This is a genomic window from Anaerozeibacter quisquiliarum, assembly GCF_051162045.1.
GTDB lineage: Bacteria > Bacillota > Clostridia > Christensenellales > Aristaeellaceae > Anaerozeibacter > Anaerozeibacter quisquiliarum.
Genome location: NZ_JBISDI010000035.1, coordinates 1 through 20,960, shown reverse-complemented (window position 1 = coordinate 20,960; position 20,960 = coordinate 1). Strand labels below are relative to the sequence as shown.

General features: G+C 61.0%; 23 protein-coding genes. All 23 read right to left on the bottom strand.

Features of this window, described 5'->3' with window-relative positions:
- Window positions 1–277: 277 nt before the first annotated feature.
- The 23 genes from ACH6CV_RS14180 to ACH6CV_RS14070 all read right to left on the bottom strand — a co-directional run bounded on the left by ACH6CV_RS14180 (window position 278) and on the right by ACH6CV_RS14070 (window position 20,732).
- Window positions 278–1,525 carry a GIY-YIG nuclease family protein gene (locus ACH6CV_RS14180; RefSeq protein ID WP_456358861.1) on the bottom strand — a complete coding sequence of 416 codons (1,248 nt, stop codon included), beginning with the start codon at window positions 1,523–1,525 and terminating at the stop codon, window positions 278–280.
- Between the two features lie 319 nt (window positions 1,526–1,844).
- Window positions 1,845–2,315 (bottom strand): phage holin family protein, encoded by a 471-nt coding sequence (locus tag ACH6CV_RS14175; protein WP_456358860.1) that lies wholly within the window; start codon window positions 2,313–2,315, stop codon window positions 1,845–1,847.
- Between the two features lie 80 nt (window positions 2,316–2,395).
- Window positions 2,396–2,983, bottom strand: coding sequence for a hypothetical protein (locus ACH6CV_RS14170; protein ID WP_456358859.1), 588 nt, complete (start codon window positions 2,981–2,983; stop codon window positions 2,396–2,398).
- Window positions 2,984–2,986: 3 nt separating this feature from the next.
- The gene (locus ACH6CV_RS14165; protein ID WP_456358858.1) at window positions 2,987–3,916 is read right to left on the bottom strand and encodes a hypothetical protein; all 930 of its coding nucleotides are present in this window, start codon (window positions 3,914–3,916) and stop codon (window positions 2,987–2,989) included.
- A 16-nt stretch (window positions 3,917–3,932) separates the two neighbouring features.
- Window positions 3,933–4,577: a hypothetical protein gene (locus ACH6CV_RS14160; protein WP_456358857.1), complete on the bottom strand. Its 645-nt coding sequence runs from the start codon at window positions 4,575–4,577 to the stop codon at window positions 3,933–3,935.
- Window positions 4,578–4,590: 13 nt separating this feature from the next.
- A complete protein-coding gene (locus ACH6CV_RS14155) occupies window positions 4,591–6,000 on the bottom strand; it encodes a hypothetical protein (protein ID WP_456358856.1) in 1,410 nt (469 codons plus the stop codon).
- Between the two features lie 2 nt (window positions 6,001–6,002).
- A complete protein-coding gene (locus ACH6CV_RS14150; RefSeq protein WP_456358855.1) occupies window positions 6,003–7,097 on the bottom strand; it encodes a siphovirus ReqiPepy6 Gp37-like family protein in 1,095 nt (364 codons plus the stop codon).
- A 2-nt stretch (window positions 7,098–7,099) separates the two neighbouring features.
- On the bottom strand, window positions 7,100–7,984 hold the full coding sequence (locus ACH6CV_RS14145; protein ID WP_456358854.1) for a phage tail family protein: 885 nt from the start codon (window positions 7,982–7,984) through the stop codon (window positions 7,100–7,102).
- A 78-nt stretch (window positions 7,985–8,062) separates the two neighbouring features.
- Window positions 8,063–8,374 (bottom strand): type II toxin-antitoxin system RelE/ParE family toxin, encoded by a 312-nt coding sequence (locus ACH6CV_RS14140; RefSeq protein ID WP_456358853.1) that lies wholly within the window; start codon window positions 8,372–8,374, stop codon window positions 8,063–8,065.
- Window positions 8,371–8,646, bottom strand: a complete 276-nt coding sequence (locus tag ACH6CV_RS14135) for a type II toxin-antitoxin system Phd/YefM family antitoxin (RefSeq protein ID WP_456358852.1) — start codon at window positions 8,644–8,646, stop codon at window positions 8,371–8,373. The genes ACH6CV_RS14140 and ACH6CV_RS14135 overlap by 4 nt, the downstream gene beginning before the upstream one ends.
- 59 nt (window positions 8,647–8,705) lie before the next feature.
- A complete protein-coding gene (locus ACH6CV_RS14130; RefSeq protein ID WP_456358851.1) occupies window positions 8,706–12,335 on the bottom strand; it encodes a phage tail tape measure protein in 3,630 nt (1,209 codons plus the stop codon).
- A gap of 16 nt (window positions 12,336–12,351) precedes the next feature.
- Window positions 12,352–12,519 carry a hypothetical protein gene (locus ACH6CV_RS14125; protein ID WP_456358850.1) on the bottom strand — a complete coding sequence of 56 codons (168 nt, stop codon included), beginning with the start codon at window positions 12,517–12,519 and terminating at the stop codon, window positions 12,352–12,354.
- 59 nt (window positions 12,520–12,578) lie between these two features.
- The gene (locus ACH6CV_RS14120; protein WP_456358849.1) at window positions 12,579–12,923 is read right to left on the bottom strand and encodes a hypothetical protein; all 345 of its coding nucleotides are present in this window, start codon (window positions 12,921–12,923) and stop codon (window positions 12,579–12,581) included.
- An 18-nt stretch (window positions 12,924–12,941) separates the two neighbouring features.
- Entirely contained in the window at window positions 12,942–13,511 is a 570-nt protein-coding gene (locus tag ACH6CV_RS14115) for a major tail protein (RefSeq protein WP_456358848.1), read from the bottom strand.
- Window positions 13,512–13,514: 3 nt separating this feature from the next.
- Window positions 13,515–13,898 carry a hypothetical protein gene (locus ACH6CV_RS14110; RefSeq protein WP_456358847.1) on the bottom strand — a complete coding sequence of 128 codons (384 nt, stop codon included), beginning with the start codon at window positions 13,896–13,898 and terminating at the stop codon, window positions 13,515–13,517.
- 18 nt (window positions 13,899–13,916) lie between these two features.
- A complete protein-coding gene (locus ACH6CV_RS14105) occupies window positions 13,917–14,324 on the bottom strand; it encodes an HK97-gp10 family putative phage morphogenesis protein (RefSeq protein WP_456358846.1) in 408 nt (135 codons plus the stop codon).
- Complete coding sequence (locus ACH6CV_RS14100) at window positions 14,321–14,662, bottom strand: phage head closure protein (protein ID WP_456358845.1); 342 nt, start codon at window positions 14,660–14,662, stop codon at window positions 14,321–14,323. Before ACH6CV_RS14100 ends, ACH6CV_RS14105 begins: the two co-directional genes overlap by 4 nt.
- A gap of 12 nt (window positions 14,663–14,674) precedes the next feature.
- Window positions 14,675–14,953 carry a head-tail connector protein gene (locus ACH6CV_RS14095; protein ID WP_456358844.1) on the bottom strand — a complete coding sequence of 93 codons (279 nt, stop codon included), beginning with the start codon at window positions 14,951–14,953 and terminating at the stop codon, window positions 14,675–14,677.
- A 1-nt stretch (window position 14,954) separates the two neighbouring features.
- The gene (locus tag ACH6CV_RS14090; protein WP_456358843.1) at window positions 14,955–16,154 is read right to left on the bottom strand and encodes a phage major capsid protein; all 1,200 of its coding nucleotides are present in this window, start codon (window positions 16,152–16,154) and stop codon (window positions 14,955–14,957) included.
- 14 nt (window positions 16,155–16,168) lie between these two features.
- Complete coding sequence (locus tag ACH6CV_RS14085) at window positions 16,169–16,879, bottom strand: head maturation protease, ClpP-related (protein WP_456358842.1); 711 nt, start codon at window positions 16,877–16,879, stop codon at window positions 16,169–16,171.
- Window positions 16,876–18,168 (bottom strand): phage portal protein, encoded by a 1,293-nt coding sequence (locus ACH6CV_RS14080; RefSeq protein ID WP_456358841.1) that lies wholly within the window; start codon window positions 18,166–18,168, stop codon window positions 16,876–16,878. The genes ACH6CV_RS14085 and ACH6CV_RS14080 overlap by 4 nt, the downstream gene beginning before the upstream one ends.
- Window positions 18,169–18,271: 103 nt before the next feature.
- Entirely contained in the window at window positions 18,272–19,054 is a 783-nt protein-coding gene (locus ACH6CV_RS14075; protein WP_456358840.1) for a hypothetical protein, read from the bottom strand.
- 112 nt (window positions 19,055–19,166) lie between these two features.
- Window positions 19,167–20,732, bottom strand: a complete 1,566-nt coding sequence (locus ACH6CV_RS14070) for a terminase large subunit (RefSeq protein ID WP_456358880.1) — start codon at window positions 20,730–20,732, stop codon at window positions 19,167–19,169.
- Window positions 20,733–20,960 lie beyond the last annotated feature (228 nt).

The window sequence follows — 20,960 nt, the reverse complement described above, 5'->3', positions numbered from 1 at the left end:
GCGCGCACGGTCAGTATTGGAATTACGGGTTGTTCCCCGAGGAAGCTTTAGAAAAACCATCCCGGAACTGAGCCGGGAAGGCTGACAGCTTCTTTGTATGATATCCAATTACTCTATGGTGTCAAGGCTATCAATCAGTCGTATGGTATAATCTATCCTCGATAGAGGCACCTGCTCGAACCAGAACATAGGACAATCCCGCATAGTCCGCATCGTACAAGCCATATTACTTATCGACATGTTCGAGTCTTCAACCACCATAGTCAAGAATTCGTTCTCAATTCTCATTGAAAACTTGGGAATATGTCTTGCCGTCTGCAGTCCTCCAATCCGCCCTTCCATTGCTGGATGCCAGCAGCACAAAACAGGATGCGCTGGAAAAGGATGAAAAGACGATGTCCCGCTGCAGAACCAGATTGCGAATCGCGTCACTATACCGATTGCGCGCAGACCTCGCGCTGTCAGGGCAACTGTCTGTCGGTTGGGCGGCTAATAAACTACCCGCTAAAACGGTGAACCGATGTTTTGTGGCTCTTCCCTTGGCCTTTGCGCCCCTTCTTGTACAAAAAAACAATACTTCGACCTGGTTGTCTTCTGGCTCTGCTTCGATGACCGGCGGTTGGCTCCCGTTCTCCACACTGTCGCTATACTCCAAGTCCCGCAGGGTCTTTCCGCCCGCCTCGCGCCACTCCACATTCCCATTGCTGGATGCGAGAAGGACAAAGTTAGATGCCCCCGAAGGCGATTTGAAGTACACATCGCGCTGGAGCGTGTTGCTGATAATATCATCGGCATACCTGGCGCGCGCTGCCTTGGCGCTATCGGGACAGCTATTCGTCGGATGGTCTGAAAGTTTGCTGCCTGCCAGAACAACGAACCCTTCAGATGTTACCTTTCCCCTCGCCTGTGCCCCATTCCGAGTACAAAACAGCGTCGCTGCCGGTACGGTTGGCGCGCTTTGCGCCACAGACAGTGCATTCGTAGAATTCTCGACATATGGTTCAAAAACGCGATGCCCGAGAATTCCCATGACTTCCTTGGCAACATCAATGTACTCTTCCATTTCGCTGACCTTTTCTTCGGTCAAGTGGCCGCACATTGGGTCATTCCCATTCATAACCTTATATCGATCCGCAGACTTCGCCAATCCATAGAAACGATGCTCCAAATAGCTGATTTCGGTTTGCCCAAGGGTGTTGTTGGATGTAGTAAAAACAACCGCTTCACGCCAATAGTCCTTGTCCTGATTCCGACGGTGCTCCTGCAGGCGATAGAGGATTCCCTCGCCATTCTTTCTTGCTCCAGCTTGGCCGATATAGACCGCATCTTCCTCCGCATCACCGATCACACCAAACAGGAAGTAGACGCCGCTGTATGCCAAATCATCCCGATCCTTGCATGCGTCGAGCATCGTCCGGGGAATCCGGTACGCGACGCCGGACCAGTTAACCAGAGAAACTTTGACCCGGCCTGACGAGGATCCATCCATGAGGAAATAATTCAGGTTTTTGCCGTACGTAGACATGCTTTTCACCCATTAAACTAATACATGATGTACGGTAACTATTTAACAAAATTTGAGCTACTTTTTCTATCGCCTTTTTGTTAACACGCCCATCCACATTTTTATTTTCATCTAAAATTTGAATGAATACTTCTTACACCCGCGCACGCCTGCACGACTTTTTCGCGCTCCAGACCAGGTCCTGAAACACGCGGGTATGACGTCTTATTGGGTAAGATGACGTCCACTCCTTCGCTTTATTATATATTGCATAGAGATCCTCCGCGACTGTTTGCCCTCCCAGGAAGGAATCAGCCTGTCGTTTCTGGACAGGCGGTCATTACTTGCCGTCGCCTGAGGAATCCGCGTCCCCGGAGTCATCTGCATCCGATGTATCGTCCTGCCGATCGTGCAATTGCGCCAGGATCTCCTTGAGCTTGTCCGGAACGGGGAGGCCGATGTGCGCCGCGTTCTCCAGCACCGAAAGCCCCTCGTTGGAGAGGTAGAAGCAGATCACCGCCGCACGCAGCGCGCTGCCGACGCCCACCACATGGGTGTCCACGATGTGCCCCACGCCCACCAGCGCGAAGATCAGCATTTTGCGAAACAGGCCCTTGAAGCCCACTTCGCTGGAAAGCTTCTTGTCGATGATCGCGCACATCACGCCGGTCACGTAATCCAGCGTCACGAACACGATGAGGGCGATCAGCAGCCCGTCCGACCCGCCCAGAAAGTACCCCAGCCAGCCGCCCACCGCGGCTGCCGCCATCTGAATCTTCGCCCAGATGAGGTCAATGGAAAAATCCCGCATGTTTGTTTCCTCCCGTCTGTTGCTATGAAAAGGCCGCCCCGAGATGGAGCGGCCGTCCTTGTTTTTCCGCGCGTTCCGCGCTATACTTGGATCCAGGTTCCCCCGCTGTTGTAGTACGGGATCACCTTGACCCAGGCGTCCCCGTTCCGGTACCAGACTTCGCATTCGACCCAGGAATCCCCATTCCGATACCATACCGTCGCCAGATCATATACGATCACGATCTGCGGCTTCTTGCTGCTTGCGTCCTCGTCGCCGTTGAACTCTGTGTAGGAGTTGGTTCCGGAGCCGTGGCGGATGTGCAGATACCACGTGCCGCCGAACCCTTGAATGACGGACGCGTAGTCGGTGAGATCAATGGACTTTGAGCCGGTGCCCTTCGAGATGGATTGAGTGAAAGAAAACGCCAGCGACGCGCTGAACCCGCCCGAGGTTGAGCCGCCGAACAGCAGCGTGTGGGCGTTGTAACTGTCGATGCGATTGAGCTTGAGCGTCACGCTCCGGATGATCCAGTTGGAGGGAATCGCGTCAAAGGTCAGCCGGCCCTTGTACTTCGTGCCGTCGGAAGACGAAGAGCCGGTCTTGCCCACCTTGAGGTCCGTGGTGGAGTTGAATGACGAGGAACCCCAGACGCATTCGCTGGCGTAGAAAGTGACGGTCGCAGACATAATTCAGCCCACCGGCACCAGGCAAATCTGCCCGTCCGTCCCATCGGCGGGGAGCGTGTCGACGTAGAAGATGCCAAGGTTCTGAAGCGCCGCCTTCGCGGAGCTCGCGCCGGTGCCGCCGTTGGCGACGGGCAGCGCCCCGGTGGTGTTGCCAAGCCCCAGTGCGTTGCGTACAGCCGCGGCGCTCGTCTGCCCGGTGCCGCCCTTGGAGAGGGGCAGCGTGCCCGTGATGTCCGAGCCCGTCAGCGCGTGGGCGTGACCCGACGCCGCGGCGCCCAGGTTGGTCCGGGCCGTCGCCGCGTCGGCAGCGCCGGTGCCGCCTTTGGACACAGGCAAGGTGCCTGTGATGTCCGAACCCGTCAGCGCGTGGGTATGGCTTGACGCTGCCGCGCCGATGTTCCCGGGCGTGATGCCAAGATTGCCCCGGGCACCCGCCGCGTCGGACGCTCCGGTTCCGCCGTTTCCGACGGGAACGGGCGTTTCCATGCCGGTATGGAAGATGCGGTGGGCGTAGTAGGTTCCGTTCACTGCCGTGCGCAAAAGCGCCGCGTTGTCCATGCTGGGCGCGTACGACGCGGAACGCACCTCGATCATCCTGCGGTTCGAACCGCTGGCGTCCTCGAACACGCTGAAGGACGCCGCGCCGACGTAGCTGCCCTCGATCACGCCCCGGCAGGCGACGCCGTTGTAGGTGGGCATGAGGTACACGGACGGGTACAGATAGCCGGTAATGGACAGGTTTCCCGTCATGGTGTCGCCGGACTTTTTGACCGCGCCGAGGCTTTCGCACGCCTCCGCGGCGGAGTCCGCTCCTGTTCCGCCCTTGGAAACGGCCAGCGGGTACCCGCCGGGCGGGAGCGGGTAGATGAGGACGTCCTGCCCCTGGGCGTTTCGCTCGTGGAGCTGGACTTCCTTCTCAAGAGGTTCGCTCATGGTTTCTCACGCTCCTTTATCCGCCGCATTGATGCCATGTCCCGTCCGCGCCGTAATACGGGACGCACTGTACCCACACGCCGTTTGACGCCCAGTAGATCTGGCACTTCTGGAACGCGCCGTCCGTGGCGTAATAGACCAGCCCCTCCTCGTAAGTCACCACGATCTTCAGCGCGTCCAGGTACAGGTAGTTGTCCGAATAGCCGCTGGACGGCGTGCTGTCCCCGGCGTAGAGCACCAGCGTGTGCCCGCCGCCCTCGAGGTACGCCTTCAGCCGCGCAAACAGCGTGGAGGCCGCGTCCACCGGGCGGGAGATGTTGCTGGCACTGTAGAAGTTGGTGCCGGAGAGATTGCCGAGCGTCCCGCCCACAAAAGAGGATCCCGTGCCGCCCGTGCCGGTGGTGGGGTTTGCCACAGTGGATTCCCGGAACTTCAGCGTCTTGGTGGCCCAGTTGCCCGCGCCGGCCTCGGAGATACAGGTGGTGATGAAGGTGATGCCGGTGATCACCTTGTTTGTCATGTCGAGGGTCTTGAAGTTGCAGATGCCCACCAGGTTGCCGGTGGAAGCGTACGCGCCCTGGCCGGCGCGGTCGCTTAGGTAGTTGCCGGAAGCGTTGTATTTCCGGGAGAACAGGGTGGCCGAATATGTCGCCGTCGCCATACATCCACCTCCGTCACGAGATGGGCTTGAGCCAGAGTTTGCCGTTCACGACGGTGGGCTCGGTGGAGGAATAGATCACGAGGTTCGCGGCGTAGCCGAGATTCGCCACGGCGTCCGCGGCGGAAGCCGCGCCGGTTCCCCCGTTGGCCACAGGCAGCGCGCCGGTGGTGTTGCCAAGGCCCAACGCGTTTCTTGCCGCCGCGGCGCTCGTTTGCCCGGTGCCGCCGTTGGCAATGGGCAGCGCGCCGGAGGTATTGCCAAGCCCCAGCGCATTCCGGGCCGCGGCGACGGTGGTCGCGCCGGTGCCGCCGTTTGCCACGGGTAGCGCATCGGTGGTGTTCCCAAGGCCTAGCGCGTTCCGGGCCGCGGCGGCGGAGGCCTGGCCCGTGCCGCCCTTGGAGATGGGGAGCGTACCGGTAATGGCCGCATCCGTCAGCGCGTGGGCGTGCCCCGACGCGGCCGCGCCCAACGCCGTCAGCGCGGCGGACGCACTCGTCGCGCCGGTGCCGCCGCTTGAAATGGGCACGGCTCCGGTGGTATTGCCCAGGCCCAGCGCGTCCCGCGCGGCGGCCACGGTGGTCTGGCCCGTGCCGCCTTTGGCGATGGGCAGGATCCCGGTAACCGCCGCGTCCGTCAGCGCGTGGGAGTGATCCGAAGCCGCCGCGCCGAGATTGGAAAGGGTCACGCCCAGATTGGTGCGGGCGGCGCTCGCGTCCGTAGCGCCGGTGCCGCCCTTGGATACCGGCAGCGTCCCGGTGAGCGAACCCGCCGCTAACCCGTGGGTGTGATCCGTCCCGGACGCACCGATGTTGGCGGGCGTGATGCCGAGATTGGTTCGCGCCGCCGCCGCGTCCGCACCGCCGGTGCCGCCTTTGGAAACGGGGAGCGTGCCGGTGAGAGAACTTCCCGCCAGATCGTGGGTGTGCGCCTCCGACACAATGCTGGACACCGTGCCGCACAGGGAACTGTCGCTTCTGCGGTCGGTGATGTTGGCGGAAGAGACGGAGGTCGCGCCAGCGGCCACGTACACATCCGCGATGCCCAGCTCGTACACGCTCGTATCCCGCTGAAGTGCGGGAGCAACGGGCGAGGACGCCGCGGTGCCGGTTTTCACCGCCGCCCAGATCGCGCGATTGGCGAGACTCCACCGAATCACCACCCGGTCAATCCGCGGGAGCGTCCCATCCGCCGTGGAGAGAGGCAGCGTGAGCGCCGCGTCGTTCGTGTAGAAGTAGCCGTTGATCCAGGCGAGCCCCGCCGCCACGGACACGTTCATGCCGTCGCCGGGAGAGACTTGCAGGTTGGTGCTCGGGGAACCAAACACGCCGTTTCCGATGAAGGACGCGAAGTACTCCGCCCAGTCGGCGGCGGAATACACACGGTCGCCGTCCACCGCGTTGAAAAATCGGGAAGCCTCCGCCATACTTACCTCCATTTGAGTTTGTCGTTCAGGGTGGGGAGCGAGGAACCGAACGTTGCGGTGATCTCGGTCTTGCCGCTCTCGTAGGCCTCCTCGATCTCCGTAATCCGCGCGTCGATGGTGACGCCCCATCTTCGGTTCAGGCAGGTGACGCGGTCGCCCACGTCGAAATCCTCTTTGTACGCGAGGTTCGCCGCCGTGTTGATCTTGCTAGAGAAAGAGATACTTTCTGTCTTGTCCGCCAGGACGGACGCGCCCTGCGCCCGCAGGAGAGCCGCGTAATCGACGGTTTCGTCGCCGCCATCATCGGAGACATCCGACGCTTCATAGAAATACTCGATCCGGTCAAGCCCAGTCTTTGTATCGTCCGAAACCTCCACGGACTCCCGCGCGCCGGTGCTGATGGTGGCGCTGCTCTGCAGATACACCGCGGTGGCGACGTTTTCCGCGCTTTCGGAAAACTCCTGTTCCAGGATGTTGTCAAAGTCCGGGGAGAACACGCACAGGGCGTTCTCTGTCTGGCTTGATGTCCGATCCAGACCTTTGTATACGGTGAATGTGTGGAGCCTGGTTTTGGGGTCGGTCGTGATCTTGAACCCGATCTTCGCCAGCTGCGCCCGGGCGGTGCACACGTCCAGCGCGTTGGCGAATTCCTCCGAGGTGTAGGCGTAGGTGTCCGTGGTCACGCCGGAGAGGTCGCCGATCACGAGATTCGGGACCGCCCTTCTTGTGTCCGTTGGGCTGACGAGATTGTCGTTCACAATCTTGGCGAGCAGTTCGTGCGTGCCCATCTCCGCGGAGAGGATGGGAATGATGAGCCGGTTCCCGATCCAGTGGGTCAGGAACTTGCCCTGCACCTCGACGCTCTCCAGCCCGTCCGCGTCCTTATCGATGTGCCGGTAGAGGATCTGACCGGCCTCGTCGGCGTCCCGGCGGACGAGGATCCGCCCGAGCTTGAGAAGATTCGCGTGCTTCTCCGTCATGGGTACGAGCAAGGAAAACTCCCCGCACGCCCAGTACCGCCGCGTCCAGACGAGGGAAGTGATCTCCTCCAGAATCCCCAGAAGCGTCATGGACGTGTCGTAAATATACAGTTCCAACCCTACACCCCCAGATACCGGTTGCTGTGGTAAACCACGACCTGCAGATTGTCCACGCCTTCGTCCGCCTCGTACTTGATGAGATTGTCCCCCGGATCCAGCGTCAGGAATGTGCTGTCGATGTCCAGGTACTTGAGCGCGTCCTCCGTTGTGCCTTCGTGGGTGTATGTCGCTGCCTTCCCGCCGTAGCCCGTGGAGACGGTGAGGGTATCTTCAGCGGATAGCGTCAGCTGGAACCGGAGGAACTCGCCTGTGGTGACGTTCAGGATCTTGGGATTGACGACCGTGCTGACGGCGGTGATCTCCGCGCGAATGCCGCTCTCCACATCGCCGTCGTTTAAAACATTGACGATGACGCTCCGCTGGCGGTATCCGATCATCGTACCCGTCGCGGCGAGGGCCACCGGGAATTCCAGCCCGCCCACCCACGCGGCCACATCCGTGCGCCGCTCGGACGCCTCCCGCCAGAAGGGGTCCAGACACGAGAGCGTCACTGCGAACTTGGGGTAAATCTCCTGCGGCTTTTTGGTCACCACGGGGGAACTGGACGCGTAGCAGCCGATGATCCTTGAAAAGGACCCATATTGATAGGAAAGGACGCCTTTGAGCTTTGGATTGAGCACCCGGGCGAGCTTGCGCCGATATTCCCGTGCCTTTTCGGGATCGCGTTCCCGGATGGCGCCGGAGATGTCGATCTCCCGGCTCTCGATCCGGCTGGCCACATAGGTGTCGCCGTCCTGGCCCATGGAGTGGATGGAGTAGATCGTGGAGCGCACGTCGGTGAGCCCCGTGACTTCCTGTGGGCAGAACGCCGCCGCGTGGAAGAACACCAGCGATTCGCCGTTTTCGTTTTCGTAGGTCAGAATTTCGATCTTCCCTCCGTTCATTCTGTGCGCCCCCCTTCCCGCAAAAATGGGCAAACAAAAGGCGCCCCTCCTCTTGGGAAGAGCGCCTGCGCAATGCCGCTAAATCAGGTTCACGTACTCCTGCCGCGCGTCCACCACCGCGTAAAGGACGACCCGCCTCGCCTCGTCGTCCACCTTGTAGAAGATCAGGTTCCTTTCCACGATCAGCACGCGGTAACCCTGCCGCTTAAGAATGGCATATCGGGGAATCCCGCCCATATGCGGGGATGTCTCCAGGCTGCGGATCGCCTTCTCCAACTTCTCGAGATACCGGAGCGCAACCTCAGCGCTGCCCGAGTCCGCCGCGATGTATTGGATGATGGCGTGAAGCTGGTCGTTGGCCTTGTCGGTCCGGTAAATCTCGTACTTCATCCGTCCGGATTCCCCCGCAGTGCCGCGCGAAGCTCGCGGAACGTATCTTCCACGGGCGCGACGCGGTTGGCCCGCACGTCTTCCTCCGCGTCCGCCAGTGTGCGCAGAAGCTCCAGTTCGGCGCGCATCTGCTCATATTCCGCAAGGCCTATGAGCACCGTGTCCCCGTGCCCGTTTACCGTAATGTACACAGGCTGCCGGCTTTCCCGGCAGAGCCTGGAGATCTCCGCGTAGTGGTTGCGCAGATCAGCCGACGGCCGTATCCGTTCCATGCGATCACCTCCCGACGTCATAGTCATATTATATCCCGATATGCCTATTTCGTCAACCGTCAGGTGAGCGCCCTCGCGATCTGTTTGAACTGTCTGGCGGCCTCCCGCTGCTGGCCGACGTAGGAGGTTTCCTCTGCGTAGATGTTCTGGGTAACAGAAACCCCGCTCTGCTGACTTCCGCCCGCGGCCTTGAGCGCAGACACAAACGCACTCATGATCTGCGCCGCCTGCTGCTCGCGTTCGGCCTGGGACTCGGTCAGGATCTCTCGCATGCCGGCCTTCAGCCGGTCGGACATTTCCGCCCAGAGGGTGTCGAGGGGAAGGATCGCCTCGGGTCCCGCTTCGCCCACGCCCTGGAGCCCCGCGCGCGTGCCGAAGATGGTTGGCTCGTCGAAAATGCCGCCCAGCGCGTTCCACACGACGGAGAGTTTCGGGATGGAGACGCCCCAGCCGATGTCCTTCCAGGTGACCTTGATCTCCGGGAGATCGAAACTGGGGAGCTTCCACTCGAAGTCGAACAGGCCCTTGAAGTCCGAAACCTTGTCCACGACCCAGTTGTAGGCCGTGGTGATGGGCGACTTGATGACGTCCACCACCTTGTCCCACACGTCCTGCACACTGGTTTTCACCGTCTCCCAGGCATCGGTGATGCCGGTTTTGCCCAGGGAAACCGCGGCCTTGACGGCGTTCGTGATTCCCAGCCACGCCGTGCCCGCGTCGGTCTTGAGTGTGTCCCAGATGTCCTTGGCGCCCGTGGAAATGGCGGTCCACTTCTCCGAGATGGTTGTTTTCGCGGACTCTACGGTGCCGGTGATCGCCGAGGTGATGGCGTCCCACTTGTCGGAGGCGGCGGTCTGGATTCCGTCCCAGGTGTCCGATAGCGCCGTCTTGACGGCGGTCCACTTGCTCTCCACCGCGGTCTTGACGGTATCGACTGCCGTGCGGATCGCCGCGGTGATGTCATTCCACACGTCGGACGCGGTGGAGGAGATGGCGTCCCAGGTATCCGAAAGCGCGGTCTCGGCCTTGTCCCACTGGTCCTCGGCCCACGCCTTCGCGGAATCCACCGCGTCCGAGATGGTCGTGGTGATGGCATTCCAGGTGGCGCTGGCGGCAGTGTGGATGCCCGACCAGATACCGGTCACGGTGTCGGAGAAGGCCGTCCATGTCGTGGAAGCGGTTGTCGAAATGGAATCCCACAGCCCAGAGAAAAAGTCTGCGACAGCATTCCATGTTGCGGTCGCTGTATCGCTGATCGCCGTCCACACGCCCGTCACGGCGTCGGAAAACAGCGCCCAGCCTTCGCCCGCCGCGGTGGTTATCGTCGTCCACAGCCCGGAGAGGAAATCTGCGATGGTGTTCCAGGCGGTGGTCGCCGCGCCGCTGATCGCCGTCCAGATTCCGCTCACGGTGTCCGAGAAGGCCGTCCAAGCGGTGGACGCGGTGGCGGAGATGGAATCCCACAGCCCGGAGAAGAAGTCCTTGACCCCATTCCAGATGGCGGCAATCCTGCCCGCGATGTCGACGCCGAAGGATTCCGCAATGGTCCGGATTGCTTCCCACGTGCCGGCGAAGAACGCCTGGATCGCCTCCCAGATGTTTTGCCAGAATTCGCCCACGGACGTGAGCGCCGCCTTCAGATGTGTAAGCGCGCCGTCGAAATCCCCGGTGAGCAGGGAAATAATCGCGCCGACGATGTTCATCACCACGTTGACCGCCAAGACAATCGCCTCAACGAACGGCCCGAGGGCGTTCAGCAGCCCGTTCCCGACGGCGATGGCGTTGGCAATCACCGCGCCGATGAGCACCCCAATGGCCGTCACCACCGGTTCGATGATGGTCCAGATGTTCTGGAACACCTCGACCACCGTATTCCAGAGGCTGGTCAGCGCTTCTTTCACCGGCTCCATGGCCGCCTTGATGTTCTCGAACGTGGCAAGGAACATCTCCTTCACCGGCTCGAGGGCCTCGACGATGGACGCCCAGATTTCGTTGACCTTGTTCCGAAAATCCTCGTTCTTGTTGTAGAGGATGACGAATCCGGCCGCCAACGCCGCGACAGCTGCGATTACGAGCCCAATGGGGCTGGTCAGCGCGCCGAGGACCGTTCCGAGCACCTTCGTTGACCCGCCCACGCCGCTGATGAGCTTTGCCACCGGCGAGAGCGCCTTGGTCACCTTGCCGACGGTGGTCACGACTTTCCCGACCACGATGAGCACCGGGCCGATGGCCGCGACGATCGCCGCGATCTTGACGACGGTCTCCTGCATCTTGGGGCTGAGAGAAGAAAACCAATTGCCCACCGCCTCGATCTTGTCCGCGACAGTCTCCAGCACCGGGACCAGGGTATCCAGGATCTTCTCGCCCAGCACGCGCCCGGCGTTCTTGATCTTGTTCATCGCGACCGTGGCGTCGTCCGAGGAATCCAGAATGGTGTCGTAGGTGGTCGCCACCACGTCCCCGTAATTCTCCATGGAGTCCGCGAGATCGTCCACCGAGAAGCGGCCCTCCCGAATGGCGGTGGTCATCTCCGCCGCGCCTTTTGTGCCGAATACCTCCTGGGCGATGGCGAGCGCTTCCGTCTCGGTGGACGTGTTTTGGATGCTCGAGATGACGCTGTTCAGCGCGTCTTCCAGCGGCATGCCGCTGTCGGTGAGGTTGGTGACCGCCTTCTTGAGGCCCGCCATGGCTGTGCCGGTATCCACGCCCGCGAGTTCCATCTGGCCGATGAGGTTAATGGACTCTTCCGCGTTCAGACCCAGTTCCTTGAGCGTCGCGCTGTTCTCCTCCAGCGTGGACATGAGGTCGTCCATGGAAAGGCCTGTCTCCTGTCCCTTGGCGGAGAGCATGCCCAGAAAGTCCGCCGCGTCGGACGCGTCCAGCCCGAACTGGGCGAGCAGGCGCGACGTGGAATCCACCGCGTCGTTGACGTCGGTGTCGTTGATGGCGGCGAAGCGCAAAAACAGCGCCGACAGGCTCTTGAGTTCGTCGCCCGTGGCGCCGAAGCGGGTGTTGACCTCCCCGACGGTGGTTCCCGCGTCGTCCATGGTGACGGCCATGTTGGTGAAGAGATCGACCGCCACGTCCTCCATGCCGGAGAGCGCGTCCCCGGTGGCGCCGGTCTTCTTGGCGATGGTGTCGAGTCCCTCATCCAGGTCATAGAACGACGCCACAGCCGCGGTGCCCACCGCCGCGATGGGCGCGGTGATATTCTTGGAAAAGCCTTCGCCCACGTCCGAGATCTTTTCGCCGACCTTCTCCAGCCGTTCGCCCACACCCTCCAGGTTGACGGAGAGCTGGTACCAGCCGTTCTGGTTGGTCGCGATCTGCTCATTGACGTTTTTGAGCGCCGTTTCGGTGTTGGTAAGCTCCGCCCGCGCGGTCTCCAGCTTGTCCTTGAGCTTCTGAGTCTCCTCGGCGTCCGCGCCCTTGGTTTCGACGGATTTCTGGTACGCGGCCTCGAGCTCGGAAACTTTCTCCCGCTGGGCGGCGAGCTTGTCGGTGAGGGTCTTCGCGCTGCCCTCGAGCTTGGTGACCACCTTGTCAAAGTCCGTGACGCCGGTGGCGGAGCTTCGGTACTGGGATTGAAGCTTCGTCATCTGCTTCTCGAGCTTTTCCATGCCGGACTCGAACTGCGCGCTGTCCAGCGACAGCTTGACAATCAGGTCCCCGATGTCCTTGACCGCCATGCTCCGCCACCTCCCCTTAAATCAGATCGTCAAAGGGCGTCTGCGCGCGGGAACGCCGTCCTCGCCGGGGCGCGCGCAGCCGCACGTGATGCGCGTACAGCGCGCTGAGCTTCCGGAGCGTGGTGTGCCAGAACTCCTCCCGGGTCATGCCCAGCACCACCGTGCCGATGTAGTAGAGCCCCACCCAGTCGATGCCGGATCTCTCGCCGCCCGACGCGGGCTGGAACGATTCCCACAGCGCGTCTAAGTAGGGTTTTCCTTGCCGCTTTCCGATGTCTCAGACGGATCGCTGTCCGGCATGGCCCGGTTCATGGCGTCGGCGATGGTCTCCATGATCCCGCCGATGTTTTGAAGGCCCACCATGGCGCCCACGCCCTTTTCGGTGAGCGTCTCGTCCTCGTACAGAAGTCCCGCCCACAGAAGCGCCCGCGCCGCCTTGAGGCTGCCCTTTTTCATGGCCTTAAACGCCGCGTCCATGGAGCCGAACTTCTCCTCCAGTTCCGCGAAGGCGTTCAGGTCAAACCGCAGCGTCCGGGGCTTGTCCAACGTGATGGGGACCGCGATCTCGCGGATGTCTCGAAGTGCCATGTATTGCTTCCTCCGTCATCAGGATTGTGACGCCGCCGTCTGGTCGCCGGGCACCTTGTCAAACCAGGTTTCCGCGCCGGTGAAGTCCTCGTCTCCGCTGTCGGCCACCCGCTGCCACTCGCCGTCGTAGACGCGCTTGACAAAAGTGCCCGAAAGCTTGGGATTGTTCCACTTGGGCGCGTCCTCCATGGTGGCGTAGTCATCCTCTTTGAGCGCGAACTTGCCCTTGAGCAGCCACGCGAACCGGTAGTTCCCCTTGGTGGTGCGGGCCATGAACCCAATGGCCACATACGGCGGCACGTCCGTGTCCTTCTGCACCATGACGCCGGACGCGTAGGTGTGCCCCAGAAGCACCGCCTGGGTCTTGAGCGGCAGCGTCGCCAGCTCCATCTCCAGAGAGATGTCCCCCAGCGCGGTCTGGGTGTCGAATACGCCATCGTCGGCGTAGAGGTTTTCCTGGTTGGACGTGGGGCTGATGGTCGCGCTGATGGCCCCCGCCAGGGGTTGAGGCGTTCCGTAAGTGAGCGCGCTGTCCGAATCCTCGGTGAGCAGCGCGTAGTGGATGTTCCGAAGGCCGATCGCCTGCATGCGTCATTCCTCCATGATGTCGTCGTAATATTCGTAGCTGACGGACTTGACGTAGATCCCCTCGTCCGGCAGGTAATCGTCCTGCACCTGGGAAAGCCGGCGAAAGCCCAGCGCGCGCAGGGTGGCATGGAGCGCGGCGCTCATTTCCCGGAGCACGTTCTCCCGGGCATAGAGGTCGAGCCGGTACTCGCTGCGCTCCCGGATGGGCGCGTCGTCCGCCCAGGCGGTGTACGCCCGCGTGGTTTCAAAGACCGCGACGCGGGGGAACAGCTCCGCCTGCGGGGAGAGCATCTGGTAGATGGCCGGGTGCCCGGTCGTATCCGTAGGAAACAGAGAGACGAGCGCTTCGTTCTGAAGCAGCCCGTCCACAAGCTGAGAGCAATCCATCTGATCACCTCAAATCCATCACAGCCCGAGTTCGTCCTTGAGGGATTCCTGCACGATTTTGGAGACCTCGTCCGCCTTCTCCAGCGCGGCCGGCCGGAAGAAGGGGCGCGCGGCGAGCTTCACCGTGCCGTACTCCAGGTACTTCCAATAGAAGGACGTGCCGTTCGACCCGCCGTCCACCGTGACGCCGGCCACGCCGGTTCCGTCCATTTTGACCGCAACGATCCGGTCCGCCAGGTGCAGCGGCGAGCGCTTCCTGCCCGTCCGGTGGACGAGGCTGCGCGGGGCCTTCGCCTGCGCGGCCGGCACGATGGCCTGCGCGCCCTTGAGAAGCGCGTTTGCCGCCGCCACGTTGGCCGCGTCACCCAGCGCCTTCGCCTTTGCGCCCACCTCCCCGAAGGAGTCCAGACTAAGCACGGTTTTCATGCTTCCGCTACCTCGCTCCGGGCGGCGATCTCCAGCTTCACGTGCCGGCCGCCCGGGTCGGTCACGCTCTCGATGTTGTAGGTTCTGCCTTCGTACCGGATCGTCATCTCCGCGGTCACGTCCGTCCGGTAGCGGATGGTGAAGCGCACGGTGTCCGCCCGGTTGTCCGCCGCGGCGGCGAAGTACTCCCGGGCGCTCACCGTCTCCACCTTCGCCCAGGCCTGAAACAGTTCGCCAAAGGTTTCGGTCGTCACGCCGCTTTTCACCGTCACCGTGCGCCCCAAAAAGGCAATCCTGTGCCGGAGTTCCCCGGCGGGCAGGATGGCGGGATTGGCCATTTGACTCCCTCCCTAAAACAGCGCCTCCGGGTTCCGGTACGGCCAGAGCAGCGCCTGGAACGCTGCCTTCATGGCGGCGTAGGCGGCGGTGTCGTCGCTCTCCCGGTGGGTGTAGTGATAGCCCGCGAACAGCAGCACCGCCAGCCGCGCGGGCTCCGGAGCCTCGGAGAGCGGCTGGCCGCAGAAGTCCGCCGCCGCGGTTTCCGCCATCCTGAGCAGGCTCTGAAGGTAGCCGTCCTCCTCGTCCGTCTCAATGCGCAGATGCGCCTTCAGCTCGTCCAGGGTCACCATATCAGGCGCTCTTCTGCTGGAGCACCTGCACGGCCTCGGCCAGCACCAGCTTTCCGTCCACGCGCTCGGCGGCCAGAAACCCCACCTGCCCGGTGGCGGCGTAGAGCTCGTTCAGGCGCTTGAAGCTGCGGGTGGTGCGGTCCGCCACCCAGTAGTAGGAGAAGTCCCCAAACACTACGGACTTCGCGCCCGCCGCCATGACGGGCATGTAGGCCGAGGTGTAGATGGGGCGGTTCAGGATGGTGTCCGGGGTACCGGCGGTGACCGATGGCGCCCAGAGGTACTGGCCGGTGGTGTCCTTGAGCTTGCGCAGGGCCTTCACCGTCGCGTCGTTGGTGAGGAACACCGCGCGCTTGCGGTACGGGGAGCGGAGCGCGTAGAACAGATCCATGATCTCGTCCAGCGTGACCGCGGTGGCGCTTGCCGCCGTGACGCCCACCTGCGCGCCGCCGGTGGCATTGAGAAGGCCAGTCGGCCGCCCGGTGCCGTTCCCGGTGAAGAAGGCTTCCTCTTCCGCGGAGCCGATCCTGCGGGCGAACTCGGTGGCGATGTAGGAAGGCAGATCGAACACGGAGTCGTTCAGCAGTTCCTCCGACACGCGGATCATGGTGCCCAGCTTGTACGCGCCGATGGACACCTGGCCGAAGGTGTCGTCGCTCTCCACGTACGCGCCCTCCTCGTCAATCCAGGCCGCGGAGCCGTGGGTCGCGACCACGGGAATCTTGCGGTCGCCGGTGCTGGTGGTGATCACGTGCGCCAGCTGGCGGAAGATGTTCTGCTCCTGCAGCGCGTCCACGAGCGTGCGCTCGAACTCATCCGGGACGAGGTAGCCGCCCTCAGTGTCCGTGCCCACCTGCAGCGCGTTCTGGACGTCGAAGTTCACGCCCTTCTGGCGCATGGATTTCCAGAAGGCGCGGGCGTACTCGTCGGTGGCGCGGCCGGTCTTTTCGGAAGCACTCGAACCGGGCTTGCCGGTGATGGGCGCGGAAGCGGGCGCGCTCAGTTCCCGGTCGATGGAAGCCTGGCGCTCCAGCCGTTCGATCTCCTTGCCGAGGTTGACCACCTCAGCTTCCATCCGGTCGTAGGTGGCGGCGTCCTCGGCGGAGATGAGCCCGTCTGAACCTCGCTTGGCGTCCAGGAAGGCTTTCGCCGCGTCCCAGGCCTTGGCGCGCTTCTCGCGCAGGGAAAGAATCTGATCCATGGGATGTCCTCCAATCATTTTAAAAGCGCCAGCCTCTTTTCGAGGTCTGACGCTCGGATGCCGGGTTGTGTGGGTTTGGGGTTTCTCATCCGGAGCTTGGTGAGCAGGCAGTTGGTCACCGCGCGGCGGGAGAAGGCGTAGCCATCTTCAACCAGCGTGTGCCCTTCTTCGATGTTTTCCTCTTGCCGTTCGAACAGGATGCCGTCCGCGAAGCCCAGATCCACAGCCTTTCGGGCGTTGATCCAGGTCTCCCCGTCCATAAGGTGGGAGAGCTTCGCCCGGGAAAGCCCGGTCTTGATCTCATAGGCGTTCAAGATGCTCTCTTTGACTTCTGAAAGCATCGCGATGGCCTTCTCCATCTCCGCGCTGTCCCCAATGGCCAGCGTCATCGGGTTATGGACCATGATCATCCCCACGGGAGAGATGAGCACCTTCGTGCCCGCCATGGCAATCACCGACGCGGCGCTGGCGGCGATGCCGTCGATCTTGACCGTCACGTCCCCCGGATAGTCCATGAGCAGGTTGTAGATCCGCGCCGCGGCGAACACGTCGCCGCCCGGGCTGTTCAGCCAAATGGTCACCGGCCCGGTGCCCGCCGTGAGCTCCGCCTTGAACGCGGCCGGGGTGATGTCGTCGTCCAGCCAGCTCTCCTCCGCGATCACGCCCTCCAGGTACAGCGTGCGCGCGTCCTCCTCATTTTTGATCCAGTTCCAGAATTTCTTCACAAGCCCTCCTCCGTTTCCTGCCCGGCCGGCGCGGAGCGGATGCCGTCCAGCCGGATCATGTTTCCGTTCACGAGGTACAGATCCCCGCCCTCCTCCGCGGGGATGCGGTCCAGGTTCTCCAGTTCCCTTATGTCGTTGGCGCTCATCCAGCCGTTCTGCCGCGCGATGGAGTAGCCGGTCATCCGGCTGGTGTAGTCGCCCCGGAGCAGTCCCTCCACGTTGAACCGCACAAAAAAGCGCTTCTTTTCGTCCGGCGAAAAGAGCGCCCGCTGCATGGCCTGCTCCCACCGCGCGATCCACGGCGAGAGGGTGTATTTGACGAATTCCAGGGATTGCTGCTCGATGTTGCTGAATGAGGACTTTTCCAAATCGCCGACCATGTGGGGCGGCACCCGGAAAATGCGCGCGATCTCGTCGATCTGGAACTTGCGCGTTTCCAGAAACTGCGCCTCCTCCGGGGATACCGAGATGGGTTTGTAGGACATCCCCTCCTCTAAAACTGCGACCCGGTGGGCGTTTCCGCTGCCCTGGTAGATGGCGTTCCAGCTGTCGCGCACGCGCTTGGGGTCCTTCACGACGCCCGGGTGCTCCAGAACACCGCCCGGCTGCGCGCCGTTCTGGTAGAAGGACGCGCCGTACTCGTCGCAGGCAAGGCCCATGCCGATGGCGTTCTTGGCCATGGCGATGGGCGAGTATCCGACCAACCCGTCAAATCCCAAGCCCGGAATGTGCAGGATGTCCGGCGGGTGCAGGAGTACGGTGCTCTTACCGCCGAAGGTGTGCGCGTCCGCATCGGAGCGTGTGTACTCGTAGTAGATGCGCCCGGCGACATCCCGGTCCACGGTCATGCGGTCCGGCATGAGGGGGTAGAGCGCCAGCACCTCGCCCCGGCCGTTTCGGATCACCTGGGCGTAGGCGTTGCCCCACAATAAAAGGTGGGTCATGAGCGTCTCCCGGAAGGAGAAGGACGACATTTCCGGGTTGGGCTCGTCATGGAGTAATAGGTATAGCGGGTGCAGAACCGCCTTCTCTTTGCTGCCGGCCCGGCTCGGGTCACCCGTGTCGTTGTACCGGTACACGTGCAGCGGCAGCGACGCGATGGCTTCCGCCAGGATTCTTACACACGCGTACACCGCGGTCATCTGCATGGCACTTCTTTCGTTGACCGCCTTGCCGGAAGTGGTGCCGCCGAAAAAGAAGGCGTAGGAACTGCCGCTTAAGCTGTTGCGGGCCGCGCGCCGCCCGGGCTTGTCCCGCGCCCGGAACAGGCCTGTCAAGGGATTTTTCAATTGGCCACCTCCACTCAGGCATGAAAAAAGAGCAGCCGATCGGTTGCTCTTTGCAAGATAAATTGAAATACGTTTATCTCGCACAACGAGTCTGCTCAGATTTCTATTTTAACAAAGCATATATCACTTTAACAATAGTCAGTCCATAATCAACAAAAAAGTTTTTTTGTTCTTCCGAATAGATACTCCTTTCTACTATGGCATCCTCAGTAGCATGTCTAAAACAATGCATCTTCTTTCTATAGCTTGTCACTATATCGTTAGATATGTAGTCAAAACAAATTTCAGAATAATCAAGCGTAAGAAACTTCCCATTTTTCTTCAACAAATTTTCTATTAAATTTGCTATCTCCGCGAGCTTTTCATCCGTAGGCATATTACTGAAAGATGCTTGACGATTTGATATCTCTATAAATTTTCCGTTAATTGAATCATCTATACCAATATGGCACGATCTTTGTTCAAAGGTTAAACTTGCAACAAAATTTCTTCTAACAGCATATCGAACAGTTCCGTTATCATCGTCTCCTTGCGCAATAATCCTGTTTCTGATTTCTCCATAAGTAAAATCAATAGGATCAATGGGCGGTCTTGCCAACAATCTTGGAAATTCTTTTATCTCATATCCTATTTTATACAAATAGTACGACACAAGATAAAACCAACATTTATTATCTTTGCTAAAAGAGCTTAACTCTGGCTGGCACAATTCCCGAAATTTCGTTATCGCTTCCTCCGCATCATACACCTCAAATTCATAGTCCTCAACGTCCTTATATCCACTAAACACATTGTATACTTTATTGACGTTTTCAATTGAAGCATAAAAACGATGATGATATTCATCCTCTTGTATATTTTTGAAGTAAAAGTCTTTCAAATCCATACCGACGCTCCAATGCTTTTGAGAAATTTGATAACGCATCTTCAGATAATCATTGCCATAAATTCGCTGTTCTCATTATGATAAGTATAACATATACATGGAGAATCTGCAATCAAATCTGAAGTAACCCTCGCGTATCATAAACGCTCCCGCCCGGCTCCCCGCCGTGCCGAAGCGCCCGGTCCAGCGCCATGATGGTTGCCACCGCGCCGTCGATCTTCTCGGTGCTCTTCTCCTTGTCCGGCTTGATGTTCCCCGCCGGGTCGGTGCGGATAAAGATGTTGTCCATCATCCAGCGCAGCACCGGGTGCCCGCCGTGGGCAATCCGGCCTTCCAGCGTCAGTTTCATGAGTTCCTTCGTCGGCGGGGACATATCCCTGAACCCCTGGCCGAAGGGCACCACCGTGAAGCCCAGCCCCTCCAGGTTCTGCGTCATCTGCACCGCGCCCCAGCGGTCGAAGGCAATCTCCCGGATGTTGTACTTGGTGCCCAGCTCGTCGATGAACCGCTCGATAAAGCCGTAGTGCACCACGTTGCCCTCGGTAGTCATGAGATGCCCCTGTTTCTCCCACAGGTCGTAGTTCACATGATCCCTTCGCACCCGCAGGTCAATGTTATCCTCCGGGATCCAGAAGTACGGCAGAATCTCGTATTTATCGTCCTCGCTGTCCGGCGAGAACACCAGCACGAACGCGGTGATGTCGGTGGTCGAGGACAAATCCAGCCCGCCGTAGCACGTTCGCCCTTCCAGTCGCTTTGCGTCCACCGGGAACGCGCAGGCGTCCCACTTCATCATGGGCATCCAGCGCACAGACTGCTTCACCCATTGGTTGAGCCGCAGCTGCCGGAAGCTGTTCTCCTCGGCGGGGTTCTGCTTGGCGCTCTCACACGCGGCCTTCACCTTGTCGAGGCCCACCGTAATCCCGAGGGACGGGTTTGCCTTCTTCCACACCTTGGGGTCGGTCCAGTCGTCTTCCTCGGCCGCGCCGTAGATGACCGGATAGAAGGTGGGGTCGTGCTTGTGGCCTTCCAGGATATCCAGCGCCTTCTGGTGGGTTTCGTAGCAGATGGACTGGGTGTCCGTGCCTGCCGTGGTGATGAGGAAGTACAGCGGCTGCATCCGCGCGTCGCCGGACCCCTTGGTCATAACATCGAAGAGCTTCCGGTTGGGCTGGGTATGCAGCTCATCAAACACCACGCCGTGGATATTGAAGCCATGCTTGGAGTAGGCCTCGGCGGAGAGCACCTGGTAGAAACTGTTGGTGGGCAGGTAGATGAGCCGCTTGGTGGAGGCGAGCAGTTTCACACGCTTGGACAGCGCCGGGCACATGCGCACCATGTCCGCAGCAACCTCGAACACGATGGACGCCTGCTGACGGTCGGCGGCGCAGCCGTACACCTCTGCCCGTTCCTCGTGATCCGCGCAGGTGAGAAACAGCGCCACCGCCGCGGCGAGCTCGCTCTTGCCCATCTTCTTGGGGATCTCCACATACGCGGTGTTGAACTGCCGGTAGCCGTTGGGCTTCAAGACCCCGAACAGATCGCGGATGATCCGCTCCTGCCAGTCGATGAGCTCAAAGGGCTTGCCCGCCCAGGAGCCCTTGGTGTGGCGCAGCGCCTGGATGAAGGCGACGGCGTAGTCCGCGGCGGCCTTGTCGTACACCGAATCCTTGGCCATGAACGGCGTGGGCGTGTACTTTTTGAGCTTCCGCGTGGTCGTCACCTCCAAAATAAAAAGCTTCAAAGGCCTGCTTGCTGATCTACGAGGAACAGCCCCCGAAAGGGAGCGTTCCGGTCGGTTTGATCTTAAGGTTTCAGTTCCGGGTGCGGGGTTTCGCCGTCCCACCGGATGGTGTAGCGCACCTCGGAGGGCTCGCCCGGCTCCCGGGTGATCACCCGCAGGTCA

What these genes read in the sequence shown, in the direction of transcription:
- ACH6CV_RS14120 (WP_456358849.1), bottom strand. Translation starts at nt 12,923, where the DNA reads ATGGCACTTCGAGACATCCGCGAGATCGCGGTCCCCATCACGTTGGAC.
- ACH6CV_RS14140 (WP_456358853.1), bottom strand. Translation starts at nt 8,374, where the DNA reads ATGAAGTACGAGATTTACCGGACCGACAAGGCCAACGACCAGCTTCAC.
- ACH6CV_RS14090 (WP_456358843.1), bottom strand. Translation starts at nt 16,154, where the DNA reads ATGGATCAGATTCTTTCCCTGCGCGAGAAGCGCGCCAAGGCCTGGGAC.
- ACH6CV_RS14165 (WP_456358858.1), bottom strand. Translation starts at nt 3,916, where the DNA reads ATGAGCGAACCTCTTGAGAAGGAAGTCCAGCTCCACGAGCGAAACGCC.
- ACH6CV_RS14160 (WP_456358857.1), bottom strand. Translation starts at nt 4,577, where the DNA reads ATGGCGACGGCGACATATTCGGCCACCCTGTTCTCCCGGAAATACAAC.
- ACH6CV_RS14175 (WP_456358860.1), bottom strand. Translation starts at nt 2,315, where the DNA reads ATGCGGGATTTTTCCATTGACCTCATCTGGGCGAAGATTCAGATGGCG.
- ACH6CV_RS14075 (WP_456358840.1), bottom strand. Translation starts at nt 19,054, where the DNA reads ATGGATTTGAAAGACTTTTACTTCAAAAATATACAAGAGGATGAATAT.
- ACH6CV_RS14110 (WP_456358847.1), bottom strand. Translation starts at nt 13,898, where the DNA reads ATGGATTGCTCTCAGCTTGTGGACGGGCTGCTTCAGAACGAAGCGCTC.
- ACH6CV_RS14155 (WP_456358856.1), bottom strand. Translation starts at nt 6,000, where the DNA reads ATGGCGGAGGCTTCCCGATTTTTCAACGCGGTGGACGGCGACCGTGTG.
- ACH6CV_RS14095 (WP_456358844.1), bottom strand. Translation starts at nt 14,953, where the DNA reads ATGGTGACCCTGGACGAGCTGAAGGCGCATCTGCGCATTGAGACGGAC.
- ACH6CV_RS14070 (WP_456358880.1), bottom strand. Translation starts at nt 20,732, where the DNA reads ATGGCCAAGGATTCGGTGTACGACAAGGCCGCCGCGGACTACGCCGTC.
- ACH6CV_RS14105 (WP_456358846.1), bottom strand. Translation starts at nt 14,324, where the DNA reads ATGAAAACCGTGCTTAGTCTGGACTCCTTCGGGGAGGTGGGCGCAAAG.
- ACH6CV_RS14115 (WP_456358848.1), bottom strand. Translation starts at nt 13,511, where the DNA reads ATGCAGGCGATCGGCCTTCGGAACATCCACTACGCGCTGCTCACCGAG.
- ACH6CV_RS14145 (WP_456358854.1), bottom strand. Translation starts at nt 7,984, where the DNA reads ATGAACGGAGGGAAGATCGAAATTCTGACCTACGAAAACGAAAACGGC.
- ACH6CV_RS14130 (WP_456358851.1), bottom strand. Translation starts at nt 12,335, where the DNA reads ATGGCGGTCAAGGACATCGGGGACCTGATTGTCAAGCTGTCGCTGGAC.
- ACH6CV_RS14100 (WP_456358845.1), bottom strand. Translation starts at nt 14,662, where the DNA reads ATGGCCAATCCCGCCATCCTGCCCGCCGGGGAACTCCGGCACAGGATT.
- ACH6CV_RS14135 (WP_456358852.1), bottom strand. Translation starts at nt 8,646, where the DNA reads ATGGAACGGATACGGCCGTCGGCTGATCTGCGCAACCACTACGCGGAG.
- ACH6CV_RS14170 (WP_456358859.1), bottom strand. Translation starts at nt 2,983, where the DNA reads ATGTCTGCGACCGTCACTTTCTACGCCAGCGAATGCGTCTGGGGTTCC.
- ACH6CV_RS14180 (WP_456358861.1), bottom strand. Translation starts at nt 1,525, where the DNA reads ATGTCTACGTACGGCAAAAACCTGAATTATTTCCTCATGGATGGATCC.